The following is a 25,671-nucleotide window of genomic DNA, read 5'->3' as shown; positions in this document are numbered from 1 at the left end:
TAGCGGAGGGGTTCCACACGTACCCATCCCGAACACGACCGTTAAGCCCTCCAGCGCCGATGGTACTTGGACCGCAGGGTCCTGGGAGAGTAGGACGTCGCCAAGCATAAGAACCACATGATTTGTGGTTTTTTTTGCCTGATTAACATAGACGCTAATAGCGCTCATTAGCTTAGTTAGTTGAGCGTTCGACTGTTTTAGTTATTACAGGTTCGAGTTTTTACGGCCCGTTGGTCAAGTGGTTAAGACACCTCCCTTTCACGGAGGTAACAGGGGTTCGAGTCCCCTACGGGTCACCAACTTAATATTTTTTAATGACGCGGGGTGGAGCAGCTCGGTAGCTCGTCGGGCTCATAACCCGAAGGCCGCAGGTTCAAATCCTGCCCCCGCAACCAATTATTAATTGAAGTTAATCTTACATATGGCTCGGTAGCTCAGTCGGTAGAGCAAAGGACTGAAAATCCTTGTGTCGGCGGTTCGATTCCGTTCCGAGCCACCATCTTTATTGTATGAATATGTTTCATTGGTGCGCCGTTGTAGCTCAACTGGTAGAGCAACTGACTTGTAATCAGTAGGTTGGGGGTTCAAGTCCTCTCGACGGCACCTTATTAATATTCCTTGGCATTTGTGTACGGGCCATTAGCTCAGCTGGTAGAGCACCTGACTCTTAATCAGGGTGTCGAAGGTTCAAGCCCTTCATGACCCATTATTTCAATCAGTTTTTTTATTGTTTCGAATGTAAAGACCCTTAACTAGGGTCTTTTTTTAATATATAAGAATTTGTATGTTTTCTGGGGGAGTGTCTACTCTAACCTTTATGATAATTAAAAGTCTATCTATTTTTGCAGAGAGTGTCGATGTTATAGTGACGAACAATGCTTCGAGATAAAGGTAGTGAAGGTGAGACTAGAATAGATGCAAAAACTACATCTAAATAGAAGGAAAAGTAGGGAACGGGGGAATTAGCTATCAAAAGTACAGTTAAAAATGGCGATAACGGTGAAAAGTGAGGATTCCAGTAATCTAGATGTACTCCATGCAACTAAACTTAGCTTTAGAGGAATTGGGTTGAATTTAGATGTATTTAATGTACCTATTTGTGAATGGTGAAGGCGATGACAAGAACTGCAAACGAGTTTGGATAGTTGTTAACAGTAGATATTCACTAGAGGGAAACACCAACACCTAAACGCTGGGCTTCCCTTAAATAGTAAGTAGCTATGGCTACATCAAAGGCGGCGAGTCCCATAGGATTAAAGAAGACCGTATCATTCCGATCAACATCAGCGAAGCTATTCCTACATACTATATCCGACAGGTTGAACGTTGCATCTTGTGTCAACCCATGTTCCCGGTGAAGCTGCTCGATATCTGTATTCTCTCGGCATACCTCATCCCAATCATCTACAAGAATAGCTCGAATGTCTTTGACGCTGTTGGATAAATAATCTCGAAGAGAAACGTTAAGCAGTAGCGTTCCAGTCGGAGGTGATTCGTCAATATAGCGTTGTGCAGACACCGTACAGGTGGTGAATATATCCGAATGACGGTAGACTTCTTGCCAATTGTCCGTTATTTTGGTTATAGGATGATATACAGGATCGATAGTTGTCAGGTCGATACCCTTGATGTCGTAAAGTGAGATCTGAGAAAGATTATTTTCGAGTTCACTTGCGCACATCGATGCATGGAGACGTCCAATAGGACCCCAGCCTACAATGCCCAATCTTATAAATTTGAGCTTATGAACAGAAGTATAATGCTTGAGAACGAGTCCGCTAACGGCTGCTGTTCGCAAACCGCTGAGCAGGCCACTTTCGATGAAAGCTAGCGGTTTTCCATTGCTGGGATCATTCAGGATCATAGTACTGTGAGCACGAGGTAGACCTTTTCGTATATTATCAGGATAGCTTGCAATCCATTTGATTCCGCACATCTCGGTCTTACCTCCAACGAAGGCGGGCATGGCAATAATTCGTTGTGATGGGTCACGAAATCGTAAGTAAGGCTTTAATGGTTGTTCATATTCTCCTCTATCTATTGTGGAAACAGTACTCTCGATAACCTCAATAAGCTTAGTCCAATCTATGCCGATGGTCTTAATATGATCGTCATTTAAATATTTCATGACTGATGATCCCGAGGATCGATATATCTTATTCCTAATTCGCGTTCCACCCAGGCATCGTCATAAATGGTATCCGTATAACGATCACCTCGGTCAGGTAGAATGGCAACACATATGGAACCTTCAGGAATCGATGCTACCATTCTCTGAATTGCAGCGATGACCCCTCCTGACGAGGCGCCAGCCATGATGGATTCATGATGAATAAGATTGCGACAACCTAGAACGCATTCCATGTCGGTCACATGAATGACGATGTCTGCGACATCTGGATGATAGAGGGCTGGGACGATGCCTGCGCCAAGTCCAGGGAATTGCCTCGAACCTTTCTTCCCTCCAAATATAACGCTACCTTTTGCATCAACAGCTACAATCTTCGTGTGTAAGTTATTTTTACGGATATATTCCATACAGCCCCGAATCGTACCGCATGAGCTAACCCCGCAGAATAGATAGTCTACTTTGCCTAGCATGTTCGCAATTTCTGGCATCGTCGTAAGTTCGTGCGCAAGATAGTTGTCCGGGTTCCCATATTGATTAGTCCAATAGCTATTCGGGATATGATGAAGAAGTTCGTTAACCCGCCGTATACGTGCTGGTAGAAACTCCCCTGTTAATTCATCCTTTTCAGTAACGAGATTAATTTCCCCACCGAAGCTACGAATGATCGCTTTGTGCGCTTGCGTTGTTCGAGGATCTACGACACAGATAAATCTCAGACCCAAATAACGACAAATAAGAGCAAGACTTATACCAAGGTTGCCTGAACTTGATTCGATAACTACAGAGTTCTCACGGAGATCGCCACGTCTTATCGCTTCACGAATCATATTCAGAGCCGATCTGTCTTTAATGCTTCCCCCCGGATTCATCATTTCAAGCTTGCCGAATACGTTGAAGGGTACTTGTTCGAACAACCTCCGAAGTGGGATTAATGGTGTACATCCAATGGTACTAAATAATCCTTCATCAATGTTCATCACAATACGTCCTCCTGATTGTGAATTCTTTTTAATTTAATTGTATTTCTGTGCTGGGAATCGTCGAAGAGGCCTTGAATCACTCGGATTTCCTGCAACAGTCCATTTTGGATCATGATTCGGATCTCGGGAATCTGCTGTAAAATTTCCTGCTGGATCGCTTCAAGCACGAACATATCCAAAGAACCTGAGTTGTTAATGATTTGTACGGTTAGTTCATTATTCGTCGAAGTGACCCGAATACATGCATCATGAACATGTCGATATACGGCAACTTCAATGTCATACAGACTGATCTTCTCTCCATGTTTAAGTTCATTGCCAATTCTGCGAGTGATACTTTGAAAGCTCTGTCTCATCTGTCCGTTAACCATCTCGGATTGGAAATCGCGCACAACATCATATGTGACGAATCGGAGTGCGGGAAATAGTTCTCTGACCGTAGAAGTGAGCACGAGCACGGATTCATTCTCTGCTAATACGTCTGTAACCTGCCCCACCCCTTGAGCAGTTAGACCTTCAGCGATAATTCCTTCAACGATGATATAACGATCGACGGTATGGTCGTAACGAGCAATAGTTCCAATCTCAATGGATCCGTAGGTATCTGTTATATCATTTGGATATAGCTCCATTCGGTCTGCTACTTGCTGTTGCCAGGTAGGAGATGCTACTTCACCAACAAGAATAATCTTGCGAATGCCATATGCTGTTGGATCATTAGATGACAATAGGATACGCTCAAGAATGGAAGGCATAGTGTATAGCACGTCGGGTCTAAAGACAGTAAGTCTCTCTAAATGTTGTTGAATTGGAAGCTGAAAAGATACTGTTTCGACTTCCAATCCAAGCTGAGCGAATAGTACTTTGGCAGTGGCTGCCGCATGTCCTGTGCCCATGTCGATTAATACTCTAGTGGCCGAATAACCGTTTAGAATAGTGTCCATAACGCGGGCTTTAATCCGAATATAATCATCTTCATCATGATTCGAATAATATATATTTTTTCTAAGCTTACTGCTGGTTCCTGAAGTTCGATAGCAATGATGGTTCATGTATTGTTCCAAAGGAGAGTCTGGAATGTAGTAATATTTCTCTAGTACAGTGGATGTCATAAGAGGAAGGTCTTCTAGACTGTGCGCAGTTGTATAACGGTTATGAGGGGATCCTAGAGACTTATACCACGGAAATCGATTGACAGTACGCTGAATATATTGTTCTAATTCCTGAGTAATAAGCATTATTTATCCTCCGCTAGTCTTGATGCTTTACCTTATGTAGATTAGCCTATGCAGGTTCGTATGAATGCAAATAAATATGGAGCGTATTCTTCACTTATGTAATCTGATATCCATAAGTTAGTAGTAAGGAATGTTTATTATGAAGGGGAGTCTCCTCATGAATGGAACAAGCAAATATGTGTCTAGTAAGCTGATTAAGACAAGAGTCCTGCTGCAAAACCCTGAATTGACTCCTTATATTCCTCAAACTATGGGATTAACGATCAGTAGGCTTTCTCAAATGCTGAAATGGTACCAAATGGTATATATCAAGCCCGTCTGTGGTTCGCGTGGTATTGGGGTCATCAGAATTGAACAGAGTGGATCTACGTATCGTTATCAAGATGGCATTCGAGAATCTTCCTTCCGTACATTTCAACAAATGTATATATCCATTCAACGTCGAATAGGGAACGAGCCCTATCTTGTACAACGAGGTATTAAGATGCTGAAGTATCGTAAGAGACCCTTTGATTTTCGAGTTATGATACAAAGGAATCAGAAGGGGAAGTGGAATTGTACAGGTATAGCTGTACGACTTGCTCATCCCAGGAGAGTGGTCACTAATGGAAGCCAAGGTGGAACAATCTATGCCGCAGATGAATTGCTGTCGAAAGTAACGGAACCAAAGAAGGCGAAACAACTGATCAATGAAATGACTAGTATTGGGTTGATGACTGCCAAACAATTCAATGATTCTTATCCCGCAATGAATGAGATTGGATTAGATATAGCCATTGACCATCATTTGAAAATCTGGATCCTAGAGGTGAATACGAAACCTGATCCGTGCCCGTTCACTAAGCTATCTGACTCAGCGATGATAGAGTCTATTGTTAGATACGCTAAAGCTTATGGCAGGGTGTATGATTTAAACTGCACGAAGGCTAGAAGGGCTATGTCTATTACTAAAAGATAAATATAAGAATGAGCAAAGTTTAGATAGAATGAGTTTCAAGCTGAAAGACAGCAACTTTGCATATGTTGCTGTTTTTCCACTTGTTAATTGATGATTGATTTTTGAGAGCGCATAATGCCATTGTTAATAAATACACTTACATATTAATTGTAATGTTAACGTAATGCGCGTTTATAAGAATAATAGCTTCTTTTTAGCACCTATATTTTCGACATTAGGGGAGGAGAACTGAAAAGTATGAGTAATCGATATAATCGGACAAAGCCAACAACATTAATCATGTGTACATGATCCCTCCATTATAAAAGTGGATGACATGTTCTACGTATTTGGTTCACATCTAGCAGCGGCTAAGACGAAGGATTTAATGAACTGGGAACTCGTTGATTCTGGAGTTAAGAATACGAATATAATGATTCCGAATGTGAAGGATGAGTTGAAAGAAGTATTAGCTTGGGCAGAGTCGGATACCCTATGGGCGACGGACGTTATCCAGCTAGCGGATGGTAAGTTTTATATGTACTACAATGCATGCAAAGGGGATTCTCCGAGATCAGCCATGGGGGTGGCAGTAGCTGATCAAGTGGAAGGACCATATAAAGATCAAGGAATCATTCTGAAATCCGGCATGTGGGGTGAACCTAGTGAGGATGGAACTATCTATCAGTTTTCGCCGAGAGGACTCCCACTTCTACAAGTGGCGAGGTGAATCGGCGACCTCCTGAATAATCCGACAAGATGTTCTTCCCTTCCTAAATCTTAAAAGGTATAATAGGAATAGAACGTATATTCGCATTACGCGACTGGAAGGGGGTGAAGTTTTGTCAGATTCAAATACAATGTACAGAACCCATCAAGTGTGGATTAAGCCAAGCCATCGCTTATTTTCGTACCTCGATCAAGCATGTGAAGATGCCAAGCACCTGTATAATACGACCAACTTTTACATCCGGCAGATCGTTACCGCCTTTGGGAAGAATGAGCCGCTTCAGCCGTTGCAACAGCAAGTTATGGACACACTGGCATCACATATTGACGTCATGAACGAACGACGAAGTGAAAAGAACCGTTCTCATCCGTTCAAGCTACCGTCGCAAGAAACTCCCTTTGTTCATTACAACTTCTTGGACGCTTTGTTCAAGGTGATGAATCAAATCGACTATCGGGCGCTCCCGACGCAGTGCAGTCAGGGAATCATGAAAGTAGTGTTCCACAATTGGAAAGCCTTCTTTGCCAGCATCAAGGACTACCGCCAACATCCTGAGAAGTACAACGGCAAGCCCCATATTCCGGGGTACGCTCGGAACAGAGTGAAGGAAGTCATATTTTCCAATCAAGATTGTGTGATCAAAGAACGGAAATTTCTCAAGTTTCCGAAGACCAAGATGCAACTGAATATAGGCAAGCTGGGCTGTACCGACGGACAACTGATGCAAGTACGTGTCGTCCCAAGACATGGACAATACGTGATCGAATTGATCTTTGCTTGTCCGCTCGAACAGAAGGAAGCGATACAAGAACACATGCTGGCGATTGATCTTGGCGTAGTCAATCTTGCAACCATCGTCACGACGACTGGAGCGAAACCGATCATCGTGAAGGGCAAGATTGTTAAATCGATCAATCAGTATTACAACAAGATGAAAGCGCACTATACCGGTATTCTTCGCCAGGGCAAGGAACCTCTCGAAGGAGCGTATACGTCCAAACGATTAGAACGGCTCCATCTGAAGCGCCACCGTAGGATTAAAGACTTGTTCCACAAAGCAAGTCATCGTATCGTCAAATTGGCAGTGGAGCAAAACATCGGTACGATCGTCATAGGGCATAACGATGGATGGAAGCAAGCGCCCGGGATAGGACGGAAAAACAATCAGTCCTTCACTCATATTCCCCACCAGATGCTCATCCGGATGATGAAGTATAAGGCAGCAGAACAGGGAATCGTCGTTATCTTGACCGAAGAAGCGTATACCTCGAAAGCCAGCTTCCTGGATCAAGACCCATTGCCGAGTTATGGTGAAGAGGGGACATGGATCTTCTCAGGCAAACGGATGTACCGCGGTCTGTATAAGAATACGAAGGGCTTGATTCATGCCGATGTTAACGGCGCAGCCAATATTATGCGAAAAGTATTCCCAAACGTATCCGCCAAAGGAGCGAATGGGATAGAGGGGTTGGATGGTAACCAGACCATCAACGTGTCAACTCCACTGGTGTTAAGCATCCTGAAATAAGTTGGATGATACATCAGAAACCCCCACTTCAGCCGAAGCGACAGCGTTGGTAAGTGGCGGAGTATTCATGAGGGTGTCTTTTCAAGTGAATGGGACTCGGCTGCGGAGAAGCAAGTTCTAACATTTAGCGCAATGTCCAAAACTGGAGTGACCGTCTGGGGAAGCCAGATGTTGGATTGAAGTGTAAAATGAAACCTGATGTATTGACTTCCGTATTAGTAGACATACTAATATGTTAGGAGGGGACTGCGAATGAAATGCCCAGTATGTCATGATGTAAGGATGAGAGAAGTAGATAAGAATGGTGTCCATATAGATGTTTGTCCAGATTGTAAAGGCGTCTGGTTGGACCGTGGAGAATTAGACAAACTCATGTCGGGTGTACGTGAAGTGCGCCAAGAATACAATGAATGGCACCGTGATGATAATAATGAAAGATATGAAGACCATAGAAGAGATGATAGTAGAAACTCTTCAGATGATAGAAATTATAAACACAAAAAGAAGAAAAACTCAGTTCTTGATATGTTAAGTGATTTATTCTAACATATACTCGTAGAACGACGAGACCCTCAATCCTTGCGATTGAGGGTCTTATTGTATAATGATCACTTTTTGGGTAGAATATGCGCTAGAATGTACGTAATAAAGCAAAAGGAATCACTTAAGCGCACACAAGAGTGACAGATCATGGTATAATGAATATATCAGTCCAGTGTAGATCATCGATTGAGGAATAAGAAAGGTTGATGATAGAATATGCAAGAATTTGAAGATTGGAATCAAAAAGTGAAAAAAACATTTAATGCCACCAGTAATGAAGCGGTGTTAACTGTTACCGAAGCAGGGAACCGTTTAGGTCTCACGAAGGATCAAATGAAAGTATATGTAGAGAAGAACAAACTAAATAAAGTTCCGATTATGAGAAGTACCCATAGATATCTATTGCTCAAAAGTGAAATTGAGCAAATATTAGAGAAGGCTTAACAAGCACACTCCTGAATAGTAGGACAGGCTAAGACACCGGCTGAGGTGTCTTTTGTCTTTTTTATCACAATGGAGAAACTTTTGATTGAGTTATAACGTCTTAGATATTAAGATGAAATGTAATTAAGGGAGGTTTACTTGTATGAAGAAGTTTATGTCAGTCATTGTCTCCAGTATTCTGGTAATATCAGTATTGTTTCAGACGCAAGTGCAAGCAGCTACTCCAATTGGTGTGTTTATTAATGGGGTTAAGCTAACTACGGATCAGGATCCTATTCTGGTATCCGGTCGTGCGCTATTACCTTTGCGGGCAATCTTTGAAGCACTTGACGCGAATGTAGATTGGAATCAGAAGACGAAGGTCGTAACAGCGACTAGAGATGGCAAGACGATTGTCTTAAAATTAGGTTCCAAGACGGCGACGATCAATAATACAACGGTAAATTTGGATGTACCTGCTCAGATTATAAAAGGAAGAGTATTGGTTCCAGTTCGTTTTGTTAGTGAAGCACTCGGTGAAGTGGTAGATTGGAATTCTTCAACAAAAAAAGTAACAATTACAACAACTACGAAGGTCAATCCTGTATCCTATATCAATGCGAAAGTTATCGGTCATTCGGGAGATGGTCGTGACTTGCAGGTAAGTTTTCCTAAGGCAACGATGGAATCTAGTGTGAGTGAATATCGTGTTTTTGTCATCAAATCGGGATTGTCATCAACTTTTAATGTTGCAACAGCCTTAGTGAATAGAAATTATACTTCGGTCCCAGTTCAAGGTAAAGATCTAACGGTAACGTTATCCTCCCAAGCTAAAGATGTGAGTGGAGAATTGATTAGAGTCAATCAATCTTACGTTGTGTATGTGTTGACTGTGGGTAAGGGATCCATTCCAAGTGTGCTTTCTAATGCATCCTCAACAGTGAATATTTCTAATAGTTCCTCGGTGGCAGCCGTAACTAATATGGTAGCTAGTGATGTGAGTAACTATGGCGATGGACGCGATATGTTGGTCAGTTTCAATAAAGTGGCCGATGAATCGAAATTAGGTTCATACCGCATATTTGTAGTTAAATCGAATAATGCTAGCAGCTTTAACGTTACTAAAGCTAATGCAGTATCAAGCTCTAACTATACGACAATCACTAAGAAAGGAACTAATATAAGTCAAGTTCTAGCATCCAATGCAAGAGATGTTGATGGTGTAACGATTAGGAATGGCGTTAGCTATCGAGTATTTGTCTTATCCGTTGGAACGGGGAGTTCTGTAGGGAATAATGCGTTGTCATCTTATTCATCAACGATTACTTTAGCTGTTAATACGGATGTAAATGCTGTTACGAATATTGGTGTAACAGACGTCAGCGATTATGGTGACGGCCGTGATTTACGGGTTACGTTTAATCGAGTAAATAATGAATCTAATATTAGTCATTATCGTATTATGGTTGTGAAGTCGGGCAATGCGGGTAACTTCAATCTATCATCAGCCAATGCGGTATCCAGCTCTAATTATACGTATGTTTCCAAAACGGGTAGCAGCATAAGCCAAGTTCTATCATCTAGTGCAAGAGATGTAGATGGTACAACAATTAGGAATGGTACGAATTATCGCGTATTCGTCTTGTCCGTAGGCACAGGCAATTATGCCAATACGAATGCGTTATCTTCTTATTCGAATGAATTGACATTGTGGAATAATAATAATAATGTTGGTCAAGTAACCAACATTAGTGCAACGGATGTAAGTGATTATGGAAATGGTAGTGACTTACGCGTGACATTTGATCGGGCCTATGATGAATCGAATATTAGCCATTATCGTATTATGGTTGTGAAATCGGGTAATGCGGGTAACTTTAATCTGTCATCAGCCAATGCGGTATCCAGCTCTAATTACACATATGTTTCAAAAATGGGATACAATATCAACCAAGTACTTCGATCCGATGCAAGAGACGTTAATGGTGACCTCATTAAAAGTGGTGTAAACTATCGCATATTCGTCTTGTCTGTAGGTAATGGAAGTTATGCAGGTACGAATGCACTAGCATCTTCTTCGTATAACGTTTCCCTCTCGGGTACTTCAGGGACAGTAGCAGCGGTGACTAGTGTTCGTGCAGTACGGGATGGTTCAAGTTGGACAGTCAACTTTAATAAGCCATCGAATGAAAATGGTATTCATCAGTACGAAGTGATGATTGTCCCGTCCTCTCAACCTTTTGATTTAGTTGCTGCGAACTATTATAGTAGCAGTGTCAGTAACGCCGTTTATAGAGAGATAAGTACGGGTGGGCTTCGCAACGTAACCATTAGTATAAATATGGATTCTACGGATGTTAATCATCTTTCTTTGTCAGGTTCAAGCTATAATGTATATATACTTTCCAAAGCAAATGGAGCCAGTATCAGTGAGTTAGTAGGTCCTAGGCTGATTACATTTCCATAACTAATATCATAAGAGTATCACACCAAACGAGCCTTGGATCATATTCCAAGGCTTGTTTTTTGATCTAGCGAAGTAACATCCATTTGAGATGATATATAACAAATGTAAACCATCTTAATATAGATCGTACGTGGAGCAGTTACAGAAAGTATCGCTAGCATCAAACAGACCTTTATGTCATAACACGTCGAGTGGTAATAGGCACCTCAACAATGAATGCTGCTCCTTGGCCGAGTTTGCTATCAACACGGATGATTCCGCCATGAGCCTCGACAATGGACTTTGTAATGGATAGTCCTAGACCTGCTCCACCATATTTACGGGTTCGGGATGAGTCACTACGATAGAAGCGCTCGAATACATGTGCAAGATGATCCTCATGAATACCGGGGCCGTTGTCTTTGATTGCAAGTTGCGCCTTGTTGCCTACAGTGACAAGAGTGATCATAATATTCCCGGTGTGCGGATCAGTATGCTGAACAGCATTTTGGAATAAATTCAAGATAACCTGTTTTATTTTGTCCGAATCGTATATCCCTTGAACTTCGTCTGTTAAATGGATGTTAATACTACGGTCGCCTGCGAGAATCTCCAGTTGTGGCTCCATTTCTTGAATGAGTTCATCCAAGGCTATCACTGTTAACTGTAGCTGAGGCGAGCGATCCATCTTAGCTAATAACAACAGATCCTCAACTAATTTATTCACTCGTCTGGACTCTCCATGCATGCTAGTCAAAGCACCCTTAAGCTGTTCAGGATTTGCTGCAGCACCACGGAGTAGCACTTCCAAGAAGCCGTGAATTGAAGTCAGAGGTGTTCTCAGTTCATGTGAAGCATCTGCAATGAAACGTCTCATTTGTTCGCGTGCCTCTTTCTCTGCTTCGAATGAAACCTCCAATCGTTCTAGCATTCCATTAAAAGAAATCGACAATCGTTCAACTTCCTCTTGACCTTGGTGAACGGGAAATCGCTCAGCCAAATTGCCCACATCGGTTAGTTCAACCGCTTTGACGATATTGGATAAAGGAACCAGCGTACGAAGAAGAACAGGCAAATAAAGGGCAGCTCCAGCCACTAAGGCAATGGCTGACAAGCTGATAAATATAAGTAACTGCTGTATCACCTGTTCTTGTAAGGGTGCGGTATTCGTACCCATTTGAAGAATGCCGTATGAATCATTGGGCGGTCCCATAGATCTGAATACAACTAATTGTTCAATACCGTTCTGATCTTGGACAATCTGGTAAGTAATGTCCTTATTAGGGTTGGATACCTTTAGGATGGATTCATATTGTTCTGTTGAAAGAATAGGTGAGATGTTGTTATTATTATTTCCGGAAACGTCAGTATAGACCCCAGTAGAACTTATCCAAGCCAGTGATATATCTGGCATGAAGAGGAAGGCATCCCCATCTGGACGATCAATGAGGCGGGCATTGTTAGGATTATTACGATTTGGGAAATCCCCAAAACCCACCTGCATAAAAAATTCGCGTGGCATCGACTGCATTTGTGCTTCCATCGTTTCTGCTTGTTTCCGATAGATGAAATTCTTCATCACAATAAACTGTAACAATCCCACCAGTAGCAGGAGGATGGCCATAATGAGTAAAGAACGGGTTAGAAGCTGAAACCGAAGAGATTGAGGAGCGAGTATACGTTTCAATCGGGCAACCCATACCCTTATCATGGTAGATCAATCCGGTATCCGGAACCTCTAAAGGTACGGATGAGCCGATGCTCCTTATCATTCAACTTTTCACGTAGAGAGCGAATATACACTTCAACAATGTTGTCCTCTCCTCCAAAGTCATAACTCCATACAGAGTCTAAAATTTTAGCTTTACTGAGTACGATGCCATGATTAATGACCATAAACTTTAGTAGCTCATATTCTGTGGGTGACAGCTCCAACACCCTTTGTTCATAAATAACTTCTTTTCTTCGATCATCAATTTGGAAAGGACCTAGAATAACTTCCCCTAATAAGCTCGGAAATTGATTGCGCAGGCGTGCTTGAATACGGGCTAATAACTCATCGAAGCTGAATGGCTTCACCATGTAATCATCCGCTCCAAGAGTGAGTCCCTTGACCCGATCATCTATTTCGTCTTTAGCTGTTAACATAATTATAGCTACAGTAAATCCAACTTGCTTAATCATTCGACAAGCTTCGAATCCGTCAATGCCAGGCATCATAACATCAAGAATAACAACATGGGGTTGGAAATCATGTGCCAAAGTGACAGCGCTCATCCCGTCTGGAGCTGTTCTCACTTCATAGCCTTCATTAACTAAACCAATTTCTAGGAATTGTAATATATGAGGTTCATCATCAACAAGCATGATTCGTATACCTTTAACTGTATTCATCCATTCACCTTCCCTGTGGCAGATCCATCTGCTCATCTTATTATCCACTTTCATGCTGAAATTACGCTGAATGGATACTGAAATCTAGCTTAATCATAGCATGAGGCTGCATCTTTCAGATAATGATCCATTGATTGTCATGATGATTTCAAGTGTGCCAGGTACATTGAAAGTAATGGTAACTTCATGTTTATGGACGAGTATCATAATGCAATATGTATTATTGCATTATGATACTTTTATCCCAATTAAAATCATATAATTACATTATAAATCGATGATGATCTATGACTTATCTCATAGATCAATGTATCGTTGTTAACCGAAGTACATGTTGCTATAATCTTCAATACATATGAAGCGGAATGTTATACAGAGATGTCGATATTTTCACAAAAGTGTTTTCTCTGAAACATTGCAATGCTATCCTACAGAATTAGTGAATAATAAGACTAAATCAGGAGGTTAGAGGATGTTCAAAAAGATACTAAGTTTATGTCTAGTTGCCACGTTGGTTATTCCTTTTGTAGGAGTTGGCAACAACGACGCAGATGCGTCTAACAAGGGGAATTCAAGCAATGATAATTCGAAGAAAGCCTTCACGAATGTCGAGTCCTATGAATGGGGGAGAGCAAAGGTAGTGGGGGGAGGTTTTATACCAGGAATTATTTATAATCAAAAGGAGAAGGACCTCGTATACGCTCGGACAGATATGGGTGGTGCTTATCGCTGGAACGCTACTACTAAATCCTGGACCCAATTAATGAACTTCGTAAGTTTTGATGAGTGGAATATGTTGGGTGTTGAGAGTATGGCGACGGATCCAGTGGATACGAATCGTCTATACATTGCTTCAGGTACATATACTAACGATTGGACCACTATGAACGGCGTTCTATTACGCTCGACAGATAAAGGCGATACTTTCGAAAGAACAGAGTTACCTTTTAAACTGGGTGGTAATATGCCTGGCCGTTCGATGGGTGAGCGACTTGCGATTGATCCGAACAATAATAAAATTATATATTTAGGTACACGTAGTGGAAATGGCCTATGGAAAAGTACGGACTACGGTAAAACATGGAATCAGGTTAGGAGCTTCCCTTCAGTCGGAAACGTGAAGGATTATTACAATGATGAGCTTGGCGTAGTCTGGGTTACATTTGACCCTACCACGGGGTCCCGTGGAAAGACGACACAAACCATTTATGTAGGTGTTGCAGATACGAACCAAAGTATTTATAGAAGTAGAGATGGTGGTCAGACGTGGGAAGCCGTTCCTGGTCAACCAAGGCAAGGATACTTACCGCACCACGGTGTATTATCTTCAAAAGGTCAGCTATTCGTTAGTTACACGGAAGAAGTAGGCCCGTATAACGGAGGAAAAGGATCCCTATGGAAATTCAACTCAATATCGGGTGTGTGGACGAATATTAGTCCTACAGGAAATACTGATAATGCGTATGGTGGATTAGCCGTTGATGCACGGAATCCGGAAACTATTATGGTTGCCACAATGAATAAATGGTGGCCGGACGAGATTATTTATCGCAGTACAGATGGCGGTACTACATGGAAGTCGCTTTGGACACTGGATTACTCGAAGGATCCAGTCCGCGATAATCAATATACCTTAGATTACTCTTTGGCACCCTGGCTTGATTGGGGGGAGAAGAAAAGTCTCCCTGAACAAAATCCGAAATTAGGATGGATGATCGGTGACCTTGAGATTGATCCTTTCAACTCCGATCGTGTTTTGTATGGAACGGGAGCGACATTATTTGGATCAAGTAATATGACAGCGCTAGATAAAGGACAGAAGGTTAACATTTCGGTGCAGGCAAATGGGATTGAAGAAACGGCCATTCTAGGCTTAATTAGTCCACCAACAGGAGCCTCTCTCCTTAGTTCTATGGGAGATATCGGCGGATTCCGCCATGCAGATTTAACCAAGGCACCGTCGATGATTACGAATCCAACTATTGGTACGAGTACGGATCTAGATTATGCAGAATACAATCCTAACATTGTTGTACGTGTTGGGAATGCAGATGGTAGAGCTGCGAGAATGGGTGTATCCACAGATAATGGGGTCACTTGGAGGCCAGCGAACAACGCATGGGCACCGCTAGAAGGAGATACAACTCAAGGAGGGCATGTGGCAGTTGGATCTGACGGTAGGACTATCGTATGGAGCCCATCTAGTTCCTCCAATACATTATCAAGACCTGTAAGCTATTCGACGGATCTGGGTGCAACATGGAAGACCTCAAGGGGAATCCCTGACAAGTCTAGAGTGTCTTCTGACCGTGTGGATCCTAATAAGTTTTACGGATTCTCCAATGGTACATTTTATATCAGCACAGATGGTGGAGTAACATTTAACGCATCTCGGGCTAAAGGTCTGCCAACAACGTTAACTAGTAATTTTAAAGCTATGCATGGTGTTGAAGGAGATATCTGGATCGGAGCAGCTGCAGATAACTCACATCCTGAGAATACCTTTGGTCTTTGGCATTCTACTGACTCTGGCAAGACGTTTACGAAATTGAGAAACGTTCAAGAGGCGGCCACTATCGGATTTGGTAAATCTGCACCAGGTAAGAAATATATGTCTCTGTATTCATATGCTAAGATTAACAATAAATATGGTGTGTATCGTTCGGATGATGTGGGCGTGACATGGATAAGAATTAATGACGATAAGAACCAGTTTGGTGCTGCTAACTCAACGATTACCGGAGATCAAAGAGTATATGGTCGTGTATATGTAGGGACGAATGGTCTCGGAGTTGTTATTGGGGAATTTCAGAGTCAGAAGGATACAAACGGCCCTGTAATAAATATTACGAGTAGTAACAAAGCGGTAAATAATAAAAACTATGTTCTTTCCGGTACCATTAATGAGCAAGTGAAGAACGCCATTATTACTATCAAATACAATGACAAGGCATTTATATTAAAGGTTAATAATGGAAAGTTTAATGAGAAGTTTACGCTTGTTAAAGATAGGAATACGTTTGTCATTGAAGCTACGGACCTTGAAGGAAATACAACAACGAAGACGTTTATCGTAGAGTATAATTCTAAACAGGATAGCAAGCCAGATAAGGACCATAGAAACAATAAAGATCATAAAGGCAATAAGGATCACGGTGGTCACAAAGATAAGCATAAATAATATATAAGGTAGACACTAAAGACCCCTATGAGCGCTAAAACGCCAACTAGGGGTCTTTAGTGTGAATTTAGGAAGGTGTTTGAGCCTTCACCTTCTTTATAATCTCGCTAATTTGTTGTTCGAGGGACAATACTTTTTGTTTATGTTCTATGACCTTCTGAGCATGTGTGTTTAAGGCTTCAAGGGATTTCAAAGTGGGGTTTACACTCCCAATCTTAATCGTTTGCTTGAAGGTTGTAGTTTCAGTAGTAAATTTCTTTTGAGAAGTGCTGGCTGCATTTTTGGCTGCTTTGATCTGTACTTTGAGCGGAGCGATACCGTCAAGCATTCCACGAAGTTTCTTTTTTGTTGCCGCAGTATTACTTTTGGCTTTTGTGAGTAGACTTTCTTTGTTTCGTATATCTGAGCGTGCTAACTGAACGGCTATCTTCATGTTTTCACTTTGGGATAGAAGAAGTTTGTAGAGGCCTTTATTACTTAGCTTCTTTGCCGCAGCCTTCTGTAAATTGAGGGACTCCTGCATACTAAATAGCGGTTTATATCGATCTCTTGTTTGTGTAAGTTGTGTTTGCAATGTAGCGAGTTTATTGGAATCAATAAGTTGTATTTGCTTCTTTAATAAGATTAATGCTTCTTCATTCGTGTAGTGGAGATCTTTGATCTTCTTGTCCCAATCCTGACCCTGCTGTTGTAGCTTTAGAACATTGGAATAACGATTGTTCATCATTGTGGCGGTTGTTGAATTAGTGGCTGCAGTCATTTTATCGAAATTGGTTTTTGCGGAAGGTGTTAATTCGAAAGGTGCAGCCAATACCGACGTGGGAAGAAGGGTAACCAAGATAAGGGTAAGGAATAATACGGCTAGTCTCTTAATCATATTCATCGTTATAACCTCCTGAAATAAATGGATAAACAAAAAGCACCTGCAAGAAGGGCGTGAATAGGCCATTCTTACAGGTGCTTCCTGTTTCCGAATTAAAAATACGAACTAATTCCCATAAATATACATGATATCTAATGAGGAGTCAACCCAACTTTTCAGCTTATTTCGAGAATTTGCTAGGCGTCAGTAGCTAGAATTTCTGAGAAATAAAGCGACATATGGGGTATAGGGTTACGATTATATAATTGTTTAATACTGGATTTTCATTTATAATGATAAACAATCAAACAGCCATTTGAATGTTGAGGTGCAGTGATGAATAATAAATGGAACAAAATGATCTATAAACTTGGAGCCCCAGTGTACGATAGGTTTTTTAACTCAGGACTTTTTTTGAATGCGAGAAGAAGGGTGTTTCAGGATCTATCCTTACGCAATGGACAGCAAGTTCTATTTGTTGGAGTGGGAACGGGAGCCGACTTGTGTTTTTTTACTGAGCACGACATTCAAATAACAGCGATTGATATATCATCTTCTATGCTTTCTCAAGTCAAGGGGAAAATAAATGATCAAATGCATGTCAACCTTTATGAAATGGATGCTCAGCAGTTACAATTCCCTGATCAATCATTTGATCTCGTCGTCGCCAATCTCATTCTTTCCGTTGTACCTGATGCGAACCAATGCATGAAAGAAATAATACGTGTGACCAAGGAACAAGGGAGTATTCTTATTTTTGATAAATTTGCACCTAGAGATAAGCGACTTTCCTTTGGGAAAAAATTAGTTCGTCCACTGATTTCTTTATTAGGAACTGATATTGGACGGAATTTTGAAACGATCATTGAACCATTCAACAAACACATAAATATTATGGAAGATTGCTCCGTATTATTTAATGGGATGTACCGAAAGATCAGCATGGAAAGAGTGAGATAATGAAGTGGGGGTTACTTCTTAAGCAACGTACATCATAAAATTAAGAAGCTATCCGTCTGTGGAAGAGCAGACATTCCCTCTCATATGAACAATATAGCGCCGCATGATCGAAGAATCTCCGATCATGCGGCGCTATATTTCATCTATACTAACGGTTATGAGCCACTATCTTGCCCCAATGTTTGTACCATTTGGAGTACCCGCTCCTTTTAAATCACTACCGCTAACGAGACTTAGGAAATTGCCAAGGTTCGGAGAACCATCTGCATTCCGCGTGACTGTAGGAGTTAGGCTGACAAAGTCTGCTGAGCTTGCGAGAAGCCCCTTGGCGTTTACACTCTTGTTGTTTTTCCACCATACATTGGTGTTCTGCACATCAGTCCCACTAGTCTTGTCGCTCGAAGAACCCGCGAAGGATAAGTTGTTGGTAAATAAATGGGTTCCAAGGTCAAAGGCAAAGTTGCTTTGGCCGTTACTCCAGGAACTGTTATTAGTCATTTGAATCGAACCAGGATTGCTATTGTAAGTGAATCCGTGTTTTTTGTTCTGGTATGCGATGCTGTTCTCTACAATATGATTAACCGCAATTTTCTCTCCGCCAAGCTTAAATCCGTTACCGTCACTATTTGACGTTGAAGTTCCGTTAGAAGTCTGCCCATTATGATGAGCAATACTATTTCGGATAGTGACAATCCCAATGGCGCCGGTCTCGGTCTTGGAGTATAAATCCCAACCATCGTCAACGTTATAAGCGGCGATACAACCGTCGAATACGTTACCTGGTCCTACAGTTAGTTTGGCTGCGAAACCATCTGCATCCTCCCCATTATCGGGATCGTAATTATTATGAGAATAAGAGTTGAGAACGAGGTTATTAGTTGGCCACTCACTGTATCCGGCTGTGGAAGCATACCGTCCGATTTGCACTCCTGTATCCCGATTATGATGTGTCTCTACATTCTCGATTCTATTGTTGTTACCACCAACGAATATACCATTGTCTCCAGCGCCCATTACCTCGAGCCCTTTAACCGTCCAATAATGTCCGAACAGCTGTAGTCCTCTATTCGTTGAAGCAAAGGCTTGTGAAGAGAAATCAAGAACGGGTACTTCGCTTCCGTAGGCAACAAGCTTTTTATTGGCATTGGAGGTCCCGTTGTTACCTCTTTCTATCGTAACCGTGGATGATAAGTTATATGTTCCTCCACGCATATATATCGTTTTTCCTGCTGCAATTTGGGCAATAGCAGAATTCAATGTGGTTGGACTTGAGATGGTGCCGGGGTTACTTGCTGAGCCATTGGGTGCAACATACAGATCACCCTCTGCCGGTTGAGGATTTGGATCAGGGTCTGGCTCAGGATTAGGATCTACGGGTGGAGTTATTCCTCCGTCTGTTACCATGACATTATCGAATTTTGCAACTGTCTTGGCAGATACGAATCCTATAGCACCAGAGGATAGGCTTGAGTCGGTTGCCGTCAATTGGAGTTGATCATTTACATACATATGAATAGTATCTCCTACCAATTCGAGCTTCACGTTATACCACACACCGGTAGATAACGTATATGCCTTGGAGATAAGGGTTGATGATGACCCCCCTACCTTTTTACGGATTTCGAGTTGACCGCCACTTTTATTATAAAGGGATGCTGCGTAATAATTGTTACCATCCTTATAACGTCCTGCTACATAGGTACGATTAGTGCCGTTGAAATTATCTATCTTAACATCTGCTTCTACAGTGAAGTCGCTCCAAGATTGGCTTCCTACTGATGTCCGTCCTTCACTTGTACTTGATTGAGAATAGACATAAGAGCCACTATCTTGTATAACTGACCAACTGCCAGTCGTTGGAGCCCAGTCATTAGCATCACCGTCGTTGAAGTTATCGCTAAAAGATGTAGCGGCGGCTATAGTACCTAACGTGAATAAAGGAATAGTAAGGGATAGGCAAAGAGTTAAAAGGGTCGTTTTCAGCCAAACTTTATAGTTTTTCTTGGGGGTATTCGGTTTCATAATGATCTCCTCCTTATTGTTCGGACTGATCTTCATTATGCTTAGAGCATGGTTGTGATTTCCCGATCTGAATGAAACTCATTCACCTCCTTGATGACATGTCATTCCACCAGTTGGCTTGTACGAGAACAAATCATGATGAGAGATGGATGTTAAGGTAATCTTAGTGAAATAAAGGAATTACAACAATAATCATTTTTACATATATTAAATTTTAATGTATTTAAAATCCAATAAATGAGTAAAAGGGGTCAAACTTAATCAAATGAACTTTTCAAAACTTCAAAAAGTGAACAGAGAAATTAGAATGATATATAATAGTAGATACGAAGATTGAAAACTGAGGTGGATAACAATATGTTAGAGAATATTGATGGGTACGTGATAGATCTAGATGGAACAGTATACAAAGGCAAACAGGCTATTGATGGAGCATTGGATACGATTGCTTATTTGAAATCTAAGGGCAAAAGAATAGTGTTCTTAAGTAATCGTGGCAATATATCGAGAAAGATGTGCCATGATAAATTGCTAGGAATGGGAATTAAGGTTCAAGAGGAAGAGATTCTGTTAACATCTACTGTGACAGCGAACTACTTAAGAAACCATGATGAAGGTTGTCAGGCATGGGTTCTAGGAGAACAAGGACTACGAGATGAATTGGAGTTGGCTGGAATTAAGCTAGCAGAGAAGCCGGAATCAGCAGATTGGCTAGTGATTACATTACATGAGACCGTTACGTATAAGGAATTGAATGAGGCCTTTCGAGCTGTACGTCATGGGGCGCGGATTATCGCGACGAATGCGGATAAGACATTTCCAGGTGATGAAGGAGATTCAATTGATGTAGCGGGAATGATCGGAGCGATAGAGGCTTCGACAGATCAGAAGGTAGAGGTTGTTATTGGCAAGCCTTCAACTCTAATGGCTGAAGCGGCACTTGAGGCGATTGGGCTACCCGCTGAACGCTGTATGATGATTGGAGATAGCCTAGTATCTGATATAGGGCTCGGCAAGAATGCCGGAATGATGACTGCACTCGTATTAACAGGTTCCGTGAATAGAGCAGAAGCAGAAGCCAGCAGTGTGACGCCGGATATGATCTGGAATTCACTAGGCGATGTGATAGATATTTTAGAAAATGAGTCTACTAGTCCAAATATATGAGGGGGTCACCTATAAATGACACAACAGCAGTTATCCGATTATTGTATACGAAACGAACGAGAGACTGAAATAGCCTTACTTGCAGATCGACTAGCTATCAAATTCGCAGAACGTGCATCCAAACATGATAAGGAAGGCTCATTTCCCTTTGATAATTTCACAGATTTACGTGATGCGGGGTATTTAAAACTAACGGTACCGAAGAAATATGGTGGGGAGGAACTCTCTCTCTATGAAATGTTGTTAGCGCAAGAAAGAATTGCTCGTGGGGATGGATCAACTGCTTTAGCTGTTGGTTGGCATATGGCGCTTATACTGAGCCTTCGCTATACGAATCGTTGGTCTGAACAACTGTTCGCACGTTTCAGTGGAGAAGTGGTTCAAGATGGTGCTGTTATTAATCATTTTGCTAGTGAACAGGCGACGGGAAGTCCTACTCGAGGAGGTAAGCCCCAGACTACAGCAGTGAAGGTAGCTGGGGGTTGGTCCATTAGTGGACGCAAAACGTTCAGTACGCTCAGCCCGATTGTTGAACACTTTACGATCACAGCAGGAATTGAAGGTAGCGATGAGGTAGGCGAGTTTTTTGTTAGGAAGGGACCCGGATTTAGCTTGGAAGAGACTTGGGATACACTAGGCATGCGTGCTACAGGAAGTCATGACGTTATTCTAGATCATGTATTCGTCCCTGATGAAGAAGTGATCAGCTTGTCCGTGAAAGAGAAGAAACGACAAATGAAGGAGGATGGCGAGGGATCGCTTCTGCATATTCCAGCCTGTTATATCGGTATTGCTTATGCAGCTCGTCATTTCGCAGTGAACTTTGCCAATAACTATAAGCCGAATAGTCTACCAGGACCGATTGCAGAGCTACCACGTATTCAGCAACAGATTGGGGAGATGGAGGCTGATCTCATTACGGCACGTACACTACTATATTCTGTAGCTGATCGTTGGGATCGAGACCCAGGGGGACGTGTAGCGCTTAAGCCAGATTTGGGTCTCGCTAAATATATCGTAACCAACCATGCGATTCGTATCGTAGATAAAGCGATGCGAATTGTTGGAGCAAGTAGCCTTTCAAGGAATCTACCACTGGAAAGAATGTATCGTGATGTTCGTGCTGGACTACATAACCCACCGATGGATGATATTGTCTTACAGGTCTTGGGTAAGCGAGCACTTCAAGAATAACCTTGAAAGGGGTTTCAATATGAAGAAGCTATGGCTTGTGTATATGTTACTTATCGGAGTCTTCATAGTCTATGTATTGAATTATAAGCAGCAGACTCAATCAGTTGATCCATGGGATTCAGTTGGTCTACGCGGTAATATAGAGGATACGTACGTTATGGTCACATTTCAGATTGGCATTGATTATTGGAAGAGTGTGCTTAAAGGCTTCGAAGATCGGGCAGAAGAGTTGAATGTTTCTGTCGAATATCGTGGTTCAACACAACATGACGCGAATGAACAAGTAACAGTACTGGAACAGGTCATTGCGAAGAAACCAGCGGGCATTGCTATCTCAGCTGTGAACTCCGAGTTGCTTACAGCTACGATCAACACAGCAGTTGAAAGTGGAATACCGGTTGTATTGTTTGATTCTGGAGCTCCGGGCAGTAAGGCATATTCCTTTCTGGGAACGAATAATTACAATGCAGGGATCGAAGCTGCACGTACGATGGCGGAAATGACTGGAGCTAGTGGAGAAGTCGCCATTGTTACAACGCCCGATCAGCATAACCATCAGGAACGAACAGATGGATTCTGTGATACGATCACAAATGATTATCCTAATATGAAGGTTGTTGCTGTGAAAGATGGCCGCGGTAACCAAATCTCATCGAGACAGGCAGTTGAGGAAATATTATTCCAATATCCGAATCTAACGGGTATCTTTGCTACAGAATCAAATGGTGGCATCGGTGTAGCTGAAGCGGTAGAAGCACATAAAGGAAGCGGAACTCCGCCCCGGATTATTAGCTTTGATACGGATAAGGGTACCCTTGACCTTGTAAAGGATGGCACGATCTCTGCGACGATGGCGCAAGGGACATGGAATATGGGGTACTGGTCATTGATGGAGCTATATCAGCTTCACCGCGATCTTACTGCTGATGCTTCCGTATATATGAATAATAAGCCTGTGCCTGTTCCTGATTCGATGGATACTGGGATTGATGTGGTGACAAAGGCTAATGTTGACAATTATTATGCCAAGTAAGTGCTGCTTCACAGGAGGAGAACAATGAGGGGTAGCCGCAGATTGACGATGGATAAGTTGAAACTGAATAATATACCCATACGATATAAGTTGATCATACATTTTCTATTGATTAGTATTCTGCCTGCCATCGGCTTAGGGCTTCTGATCGGTTGGACGGTTGATCGGATTGTAGAAAATCAGAGTAATGAGAATACAATGCAGTTGATTGGGAAAGTGAATATAGCTTTGGAGAATGATGTAGAGAATCTGCAAAAGATTACTTATCTCATTTCGTTTGACCCGGGTGTGCAGACCTTTTTGAAGGGCCAGATGGGTGGGACTTCTGTAGAGCGTAGCGCCACAGTGAATGGTGAATCTACCGAATATAATATCCGTAAGTTTCTGCAAGGTTTTACGACACTTAGCTCCGAAATTGCTGGAATTATGGTTGTAAACAGTGACGGAGAATTCATTAGTAATGAGATGTATACCCGTGCAGATACTCTTCTAACGGATGAAGATTGGTATAAGGAAGCCGTGGATAACAAAGGGATATTCAAAATTATCGGTCAACCCTATGGACGTGCTGTCATGTCTCATGTGGATTACAAGGAGAGTGAGGTCGTCTCGGCTGTCCGAGCGATTATTGATCCAGAGACTCATGTTGTCGAAGGTGTTGTTCTAGTGGATTTGAAGCTTCGAGTTATTGCCGAGACGGCTCGTGATGTTACGCTTGGGAAGACAGGATATCTAACGGTGGTCGATAGTAGCGGAGATATAATCTACGCACCTTTGCATCCATTTATGAAGAATATTCCAACAGAACTATTCACTGAGACTTCAGGAATCACCTCGGAAAAGGTTGACGGACGTCATTTGCAGCTGATATACAGGTCTTCCCCGTTTACGACTTGGACGACTGTGGGCGTATTTCCGATGGAGGAATCTGCTTATAGTGTTCGAGAGATTACCTTTAATGTTGTCGTTTTTGTGTTCGTAGTCTGTATGTTGGGTATGACAGCCTCATTTTATTTGGCAACTTCCATATCTCGTCCTATAGCGCAGTTGATGTCCTTTATGAATAAAGCGCAATCTGGCGATTTAACGATACGTTACTGGGGTAAACGTTCAGATGAGATCGGGATGCTGGGTAGAAGTTTTAATACGATGCTGGCTCAGATTAGTCGACTGCTGTCTTTGACAGAACTTCAGGAGCGGCAGAAACGTGAGGCGGAATTACGTAGTTTGCAGGCGCAGATCAAGCCGCATTTTCTATACAATACACTAGACACCATTCATTGGATGGCTCGTAACAAGGGTGCAGAAGATATCGCTGAAGTTGTCCAATCTTTATCTCGACTCTTCCGTCTGGGTCTGAGCAAAGGAAGTGACATTATTCCACTGGCTGATGAACTCGAGCATATTGTCAGCTACTTAAGAATTCAGCATGTTCGCTACAGTAGTAAGCTGACCTATAGCATTGATGTCGATAATGAGCTTGAGGAGCTACATGTATTGAAGCTACTGTTACAGCCGATCGTGGAAAATGCTATTTATCATGGTATTAAGGAACGTCGGGGTCCGGGACATATCGTAATTGAAGTAGCGGAACGAGAAGGCGACCTGTACTTGACGGTACGTGATAATGGAGCAGGTATGTCGCCGGAGCGGCTTACGATGCTTAGACACAGTCTTGATATTGGAGGTATAGACAATCAGTCTAATGAACTGGACAAACCTAAATCGAATAGTTCCAGTAGTGGATACGGGATTGTTAACGTTCAGGCGAGGATACGTCTTAACTATGGTAAAGAATATGGGATAAGTATCGAGAGTGAACTAGGATTGGGGACAACTGTTATTGTTCGCTATCCCATCGTCCGGGATGGTTACAATATATATAAGAATGGTTAGAGAGCT

General features: G+C 42.1%; 19 protein-coding genes, 5 tRNA genes, 1 rRNA gene and 3 pseudogenes. 20 read left to right on the top strand and 8 right to left on the bottom strand.

The window, feature by feature from the left end; translation table 11 throughout:
* The 7 genes from rrf to AC1TO9_RS14105 all read left to right on the top strand — a co-directional run.
* Positions 1-106: ribosomal RNA gene (gene rrf / locus AC1TO9_RS14135) — 5S ribosomal RNA — on the top strand; the annotation flags it as partial.
* Between the two features lie 118 nt (positions 107-224).
* A tRNA-Glu gene (locus tag AC1TO9_RS14130) sits at positions 225-299 on the top strand.
* A 19-nt stretch (positions 300-318) separates the two neighbouring features.
* A tRNA-Met gene (locus tag AC1TO9_RS14125) sits at positions 319-395 on the top strand.
* Between the two features lie 28 nt (positions 396-423).
* Positions 424-499 (top strand) — tRNA-Phe (locus tag AC1TO9_RS14120).
* A 31-nt stretch (positions 500-530) separates the two neighbouring features.
* Positions 531-603: transfer RNA gene (locus AC1TO9_RS14115), tRNA-Thr, on the top strand.
* Between the two features lie 30 nt (positions 604-633).
* Positions 634-706: transfer RNA gene (locus AC1TO9_RS14110), tRNA-Lys, on the top strand.
* A 281-nt stretch (positions 707-987) separates the two neighbouring features.
* Positions 988-1,110 carry a hypothetical protein gene (locus tag AC1TO9_RS14105; RefSeq protein WP_482059484.1) on the top strand — a complete coding sequence of 41 codons (123 nt, stop codon included), beginning with the start codon at positions 988-990 and terminating at the stop codon, positions 1,108-1,110.
* A 55-nt stretch (positions 1,111-1,165) separates the two neighbouring features.
* On the opposite strand, the gene AC1TO9_RS14100 is transcribed toward AC1TO9_RS14105, so the two are convergent.
* From AC1TO9_RS14100 to AC1TO9_RS14090, 3 genes are read right to left on the bottom strand one after another with little or no spacing between them, the layout of a single operon-like run.
* A complete protein-coding gene (locus AC1TO9_RS14100) occupies positions 1,166-2,128 on the bottom strand; it encodes a 2,3-diaminopropionate biosynthesis protein SbnB (RefSeq protein WP_482059483.1) in 963 nt (320 codons plus the stop codon).
* Positions 2,125-3,108 carry a 2,3-diaminopropionate biosynthesis protein SbnA gene (gene sbnA, locus AC1TO9_RS14095; protein WP_482059497.1) on the bottom strand — a complete coding sequence of 328 codons (984 nt, stop codon included), beginning with the start codon at positions 3,106-3,108 and terminating at the stop codon, positions 2,125-2,127. The genes AC1TO9_RS14100 and sbnA overlap by 4 nt, the downstream gene beginning before the upstream one ends.
* On the bottom strand, positions 3,108-4,349 hold the full coding sequence (locus tag AC1TO9_RS14090) for a phenylacetate--CoA ligase family protein (protein WP_482059482.1): 1,242 nt from the start codon (positions 4,347-4,349) through the stop codon (positions 3,108-3,110). Before AC1TO9_RS14090 ends, sbnA begins: the two co-directional genes overlap by 1 nt.
* A 157-nt stretch (positions 4,350-4,506) precedes the next feature.
* Here AC1TO9_RS14090 and AC1TO9_RS14085 point away from each other — a divergent pair, with 157 nt between their 5' ends.
* The 7 genes and pseudogenes from AC1TO9_RS14085 (at position 4,507) to AC1TO9_RS14055 (ending at position 10,977) form a co-directional block, all read left to right on the top strand.
* Positions 4,507-5,307: a YheC/YheD family protein gene (locus AC1TO9_RS14085; protein ID WP_482059481.1), complete on the top strand. Its 801-nt coding sequence runs from the start codon at positions 4,507-4,509 to the stop codon at positions 5,305-5,307.
* Positions 5,308-5,590: 283 nt separating this feature from the next.
* Positions 5,591-5,971: pseudogene (locus tag AC1TO9_RS14080) on the top strand (family 43 glycosylhydrolase); the annotation flags it as partial.
* A gap of 175 nt (positions 5,972-6,146) precedes the next feature.
* Positions 6,147-7,544, top strand: coding sequence for an RNA-guided endonuclease InsQ/TnpB family protein (locus tag AC1TO9_RS14075; RefSeq protein WP_482059496.1), 1,398 nt, complete (start codon positions 6,147-6,149; stop codon positions 7,542-7,544).
* 12 nt (positions 7,545-7,556) lie between these two features.
* Positions 7,557-7,724: a lipocalin-like domain-containing protein gene (locus AC1TO9_RS14070; protein ID WP_482059495.1), complete on the top strand. Its 168-nt coding sequence runs from the start codon at positions 7,557-7,559 to the stop codon at positions 7,722-7,724.
* Positions 7,725-7,796: 72 nt separating this feature from the next.
* Positions 7,797-8,090 (top strand): TFIIB-type zinc ribbon-containing protein, encoded by a 294-nt coding sequence (locus AC1TO9_RS14065; RefSeq protein ID WP_482057808.1) that lies wholly within the window; start codon positions 7,797-7,799, stop codon positions 8,088-8,090.
* Between the two features lie 213 nt (positions 8,091-8,303).
* Positions 8,304-8,531 (top strand): DNA-binding protein, encoded by a 228-nt coding sequence (locus AC1TO9_RS14060; RefSeq protein ID WP_482057809.1) that lies wholly within the window; start codon positions 8,304-8,306, stop codon positions 8,529-8,531.
* Positions 8,532-8,673: 142 nt separating this feature from the next.
* The gene (locus tag AC1TO9_RS14055; protein ID WP_482059480.1) at positions 8,674-10,977 is read left to right on the top strand and encodes a stalk domain-containing protein; all 2,304 of its coding nucleotides are present in this window, start codon (positions 8,674-8,676) and stop codon (positions 10,975-10,977) included.
* 172 nt (positions 10,978-11,149) lie between these two features.
* Here the strand turns inward: AC1TO9_RS14055 and AC1TO9_RS14050 are convergent, their stop codons facing one another.
* Positions 11,150-12,667 (bottom strand): sensor histidine kinase, encoded by a 1,518-nt coding sequence (locus AC1TO9_RS14050; RefSeq protein WP_482059479.1) that lies wholly within the window; start codon positions 12,665-12,667, stop codon positions 11,150-11,152.
* The gene (locus tag AC1TO9_RS14045; protein WP_482059478.1) at positions 12,664-13,350 is read right to left on the bottom strand and encodes a response regulator transcription factor; all 687 of its coding nucleotides are present in this window, start codon (positions 13,348-13,350) and stop codon (positions 12,664-12,666) included. Before AC1TO9_RS14045 ends, AC1TO9_RS14050 begins: the two co-directional genes overlap by 4 nt.
* A 472-nt stretch (positions 13,351-13,822) precedes the next feature.
* Here AC1TO9_RS14045 and AC1TO9_RS14040 point away from each other — a divergent pair, with 472 nt between their 5' ends.
* Positions 13,823-16,531 carry a WD40/YVTN/BNR-like repeat-containing protein gene (locus AC1TO9_RS14040; RefSeq protein WP_482059477.1) on the top strand — a complete coding sequence of 903 codons (2,709 nt, stop codon included), beginning with the start codon at positions 13,823-13,825 and terminating at the stop codon, positions 16,529-16,531.
* Positions 16,532-16,598: 67 nt separating this feature from the next.
* Here AC1TO9_RS14040 and AC1TO9_RS14035 read toward each other — a convergent pair whose 3' ends face one another.
* Complete coding sequence (locus AC1TO9_RS14035) at positions 16,599-17,414, bottom strand: hypothetical protein (protein WP_482057814.1); 816 nt, start codon at positions 17,412-17,414, stop codon at positions 16,599-16,601.
* Positions 17,415-17,729: 315 nt separating this feature from the next.
* Between AC1TO9_RS14035 and AC1TO9_RS14030 the strand changes: the two genes are divergently transcribed.
* Positions 17,730-18,353, top strand: a complete 624-nt coding sequence (locus AC1TO9_RS14030) for a class I SAM-dependent methyltransferase (RefSeq protein ID WP_482057815.1) — start codon at positions 17,730-17,732, stop codon at positions 18,351-18,353.
* Between the two features lie 165 nt (positions 18,354-18,518).
* On the opposite strand, the pseudogene AC1TO9_RS14025 reads toward AC1TO9_RS14030, so the two are convergent.
* Both AC1TO9_RS14025 and AC1TO9_RS14020 read right to left on the bottom strand, forming a co-directional pair.
* Positions 18,519-19,682: pseudogene (locus tag AC1TO9_RS14025) on the bottom strand (right-handed parallel beta-helix repeat-containing protein); the annotation flags it as partial.
* A 78-nt stretch (positions 19,683-19,760) separates the two neighbouring features.
* Positions 19,761-20,375 (bottom strand): annotated as a pseudogene (locus AC1TO9_RS14020) (3-keto-alpha-glucoside-1,2-lyase-like domain-containing protein); the annotation flags it as partial.
* A 357-nt stretch (positions 20,376-20,732) separates the two neighbouring features.
* Here AC1TO9_RS14020 and AC1TO9_RS14015 point away from each other — a divergent pair.
* From AC1TO9_RS14015 to AC1TO9_RS14000, 4 genes are read left to right on the top strand one after another with little or no spacing between them, the layout of a single operon-like run.
* Positions 20,733-21,542, top strand: coding sequence for an HAD-IIA family hydrolase (locus tag AC1TO9_RS14015; protein WP_482057816.1), 810 nt, complete (start codon positions 20,733-20,735; stop codon positions 21,540-21,542).
* 15 nt (positions 21,543-21,557) lie between these two features.
* Positions 21,558-22,736 (top strand): acyl-CoA dehydrogenase family protein, encoded by a 1,179-nt coding sequence (locus AC1TO9_RS14010; RefSeq protein ID WP_482059476.1) that lies wholly within the window; start codon positions 21,558-21,560, stop codon positions 22,734-22,736.
* 19 nt (positions 22,737-22,755) lie between these two features.
* Positions 22,756-23,769 carry a substrate-binding domain-containing protein gene (locus AC1TO9_RS14005; protein ID WP_482057818.1) on the top strand — a complete coding sequence of 338 codons (1,014 nt, stop codon included), beginning with the start codon at positions 22,756-22,758 and terminating at the stop codon, positions 23,767-23,769.
* A gap of 24 nt (positions 23,770-23,793) precedes the next feature.
* On the top strand, positions 23,794-25,665 hold the full coding sequence (locus AC1TO9_RS14000; protein WP_482059475.1) for a cache domain-containing sensor histidine kinase: 1,872 nt from the start codon (positions 23,794-23,796) through the stop codon (positions 25,663-25,665).
* Positions 25,666-25,671: the final 6 nt, after the last annotated feature.

Source organism: Paenibacillus sp. Y916 (assembly GCF_056786435.1).
This window is presented reverse-complemented; position numbering and strand designations above follow the sequence as displayed.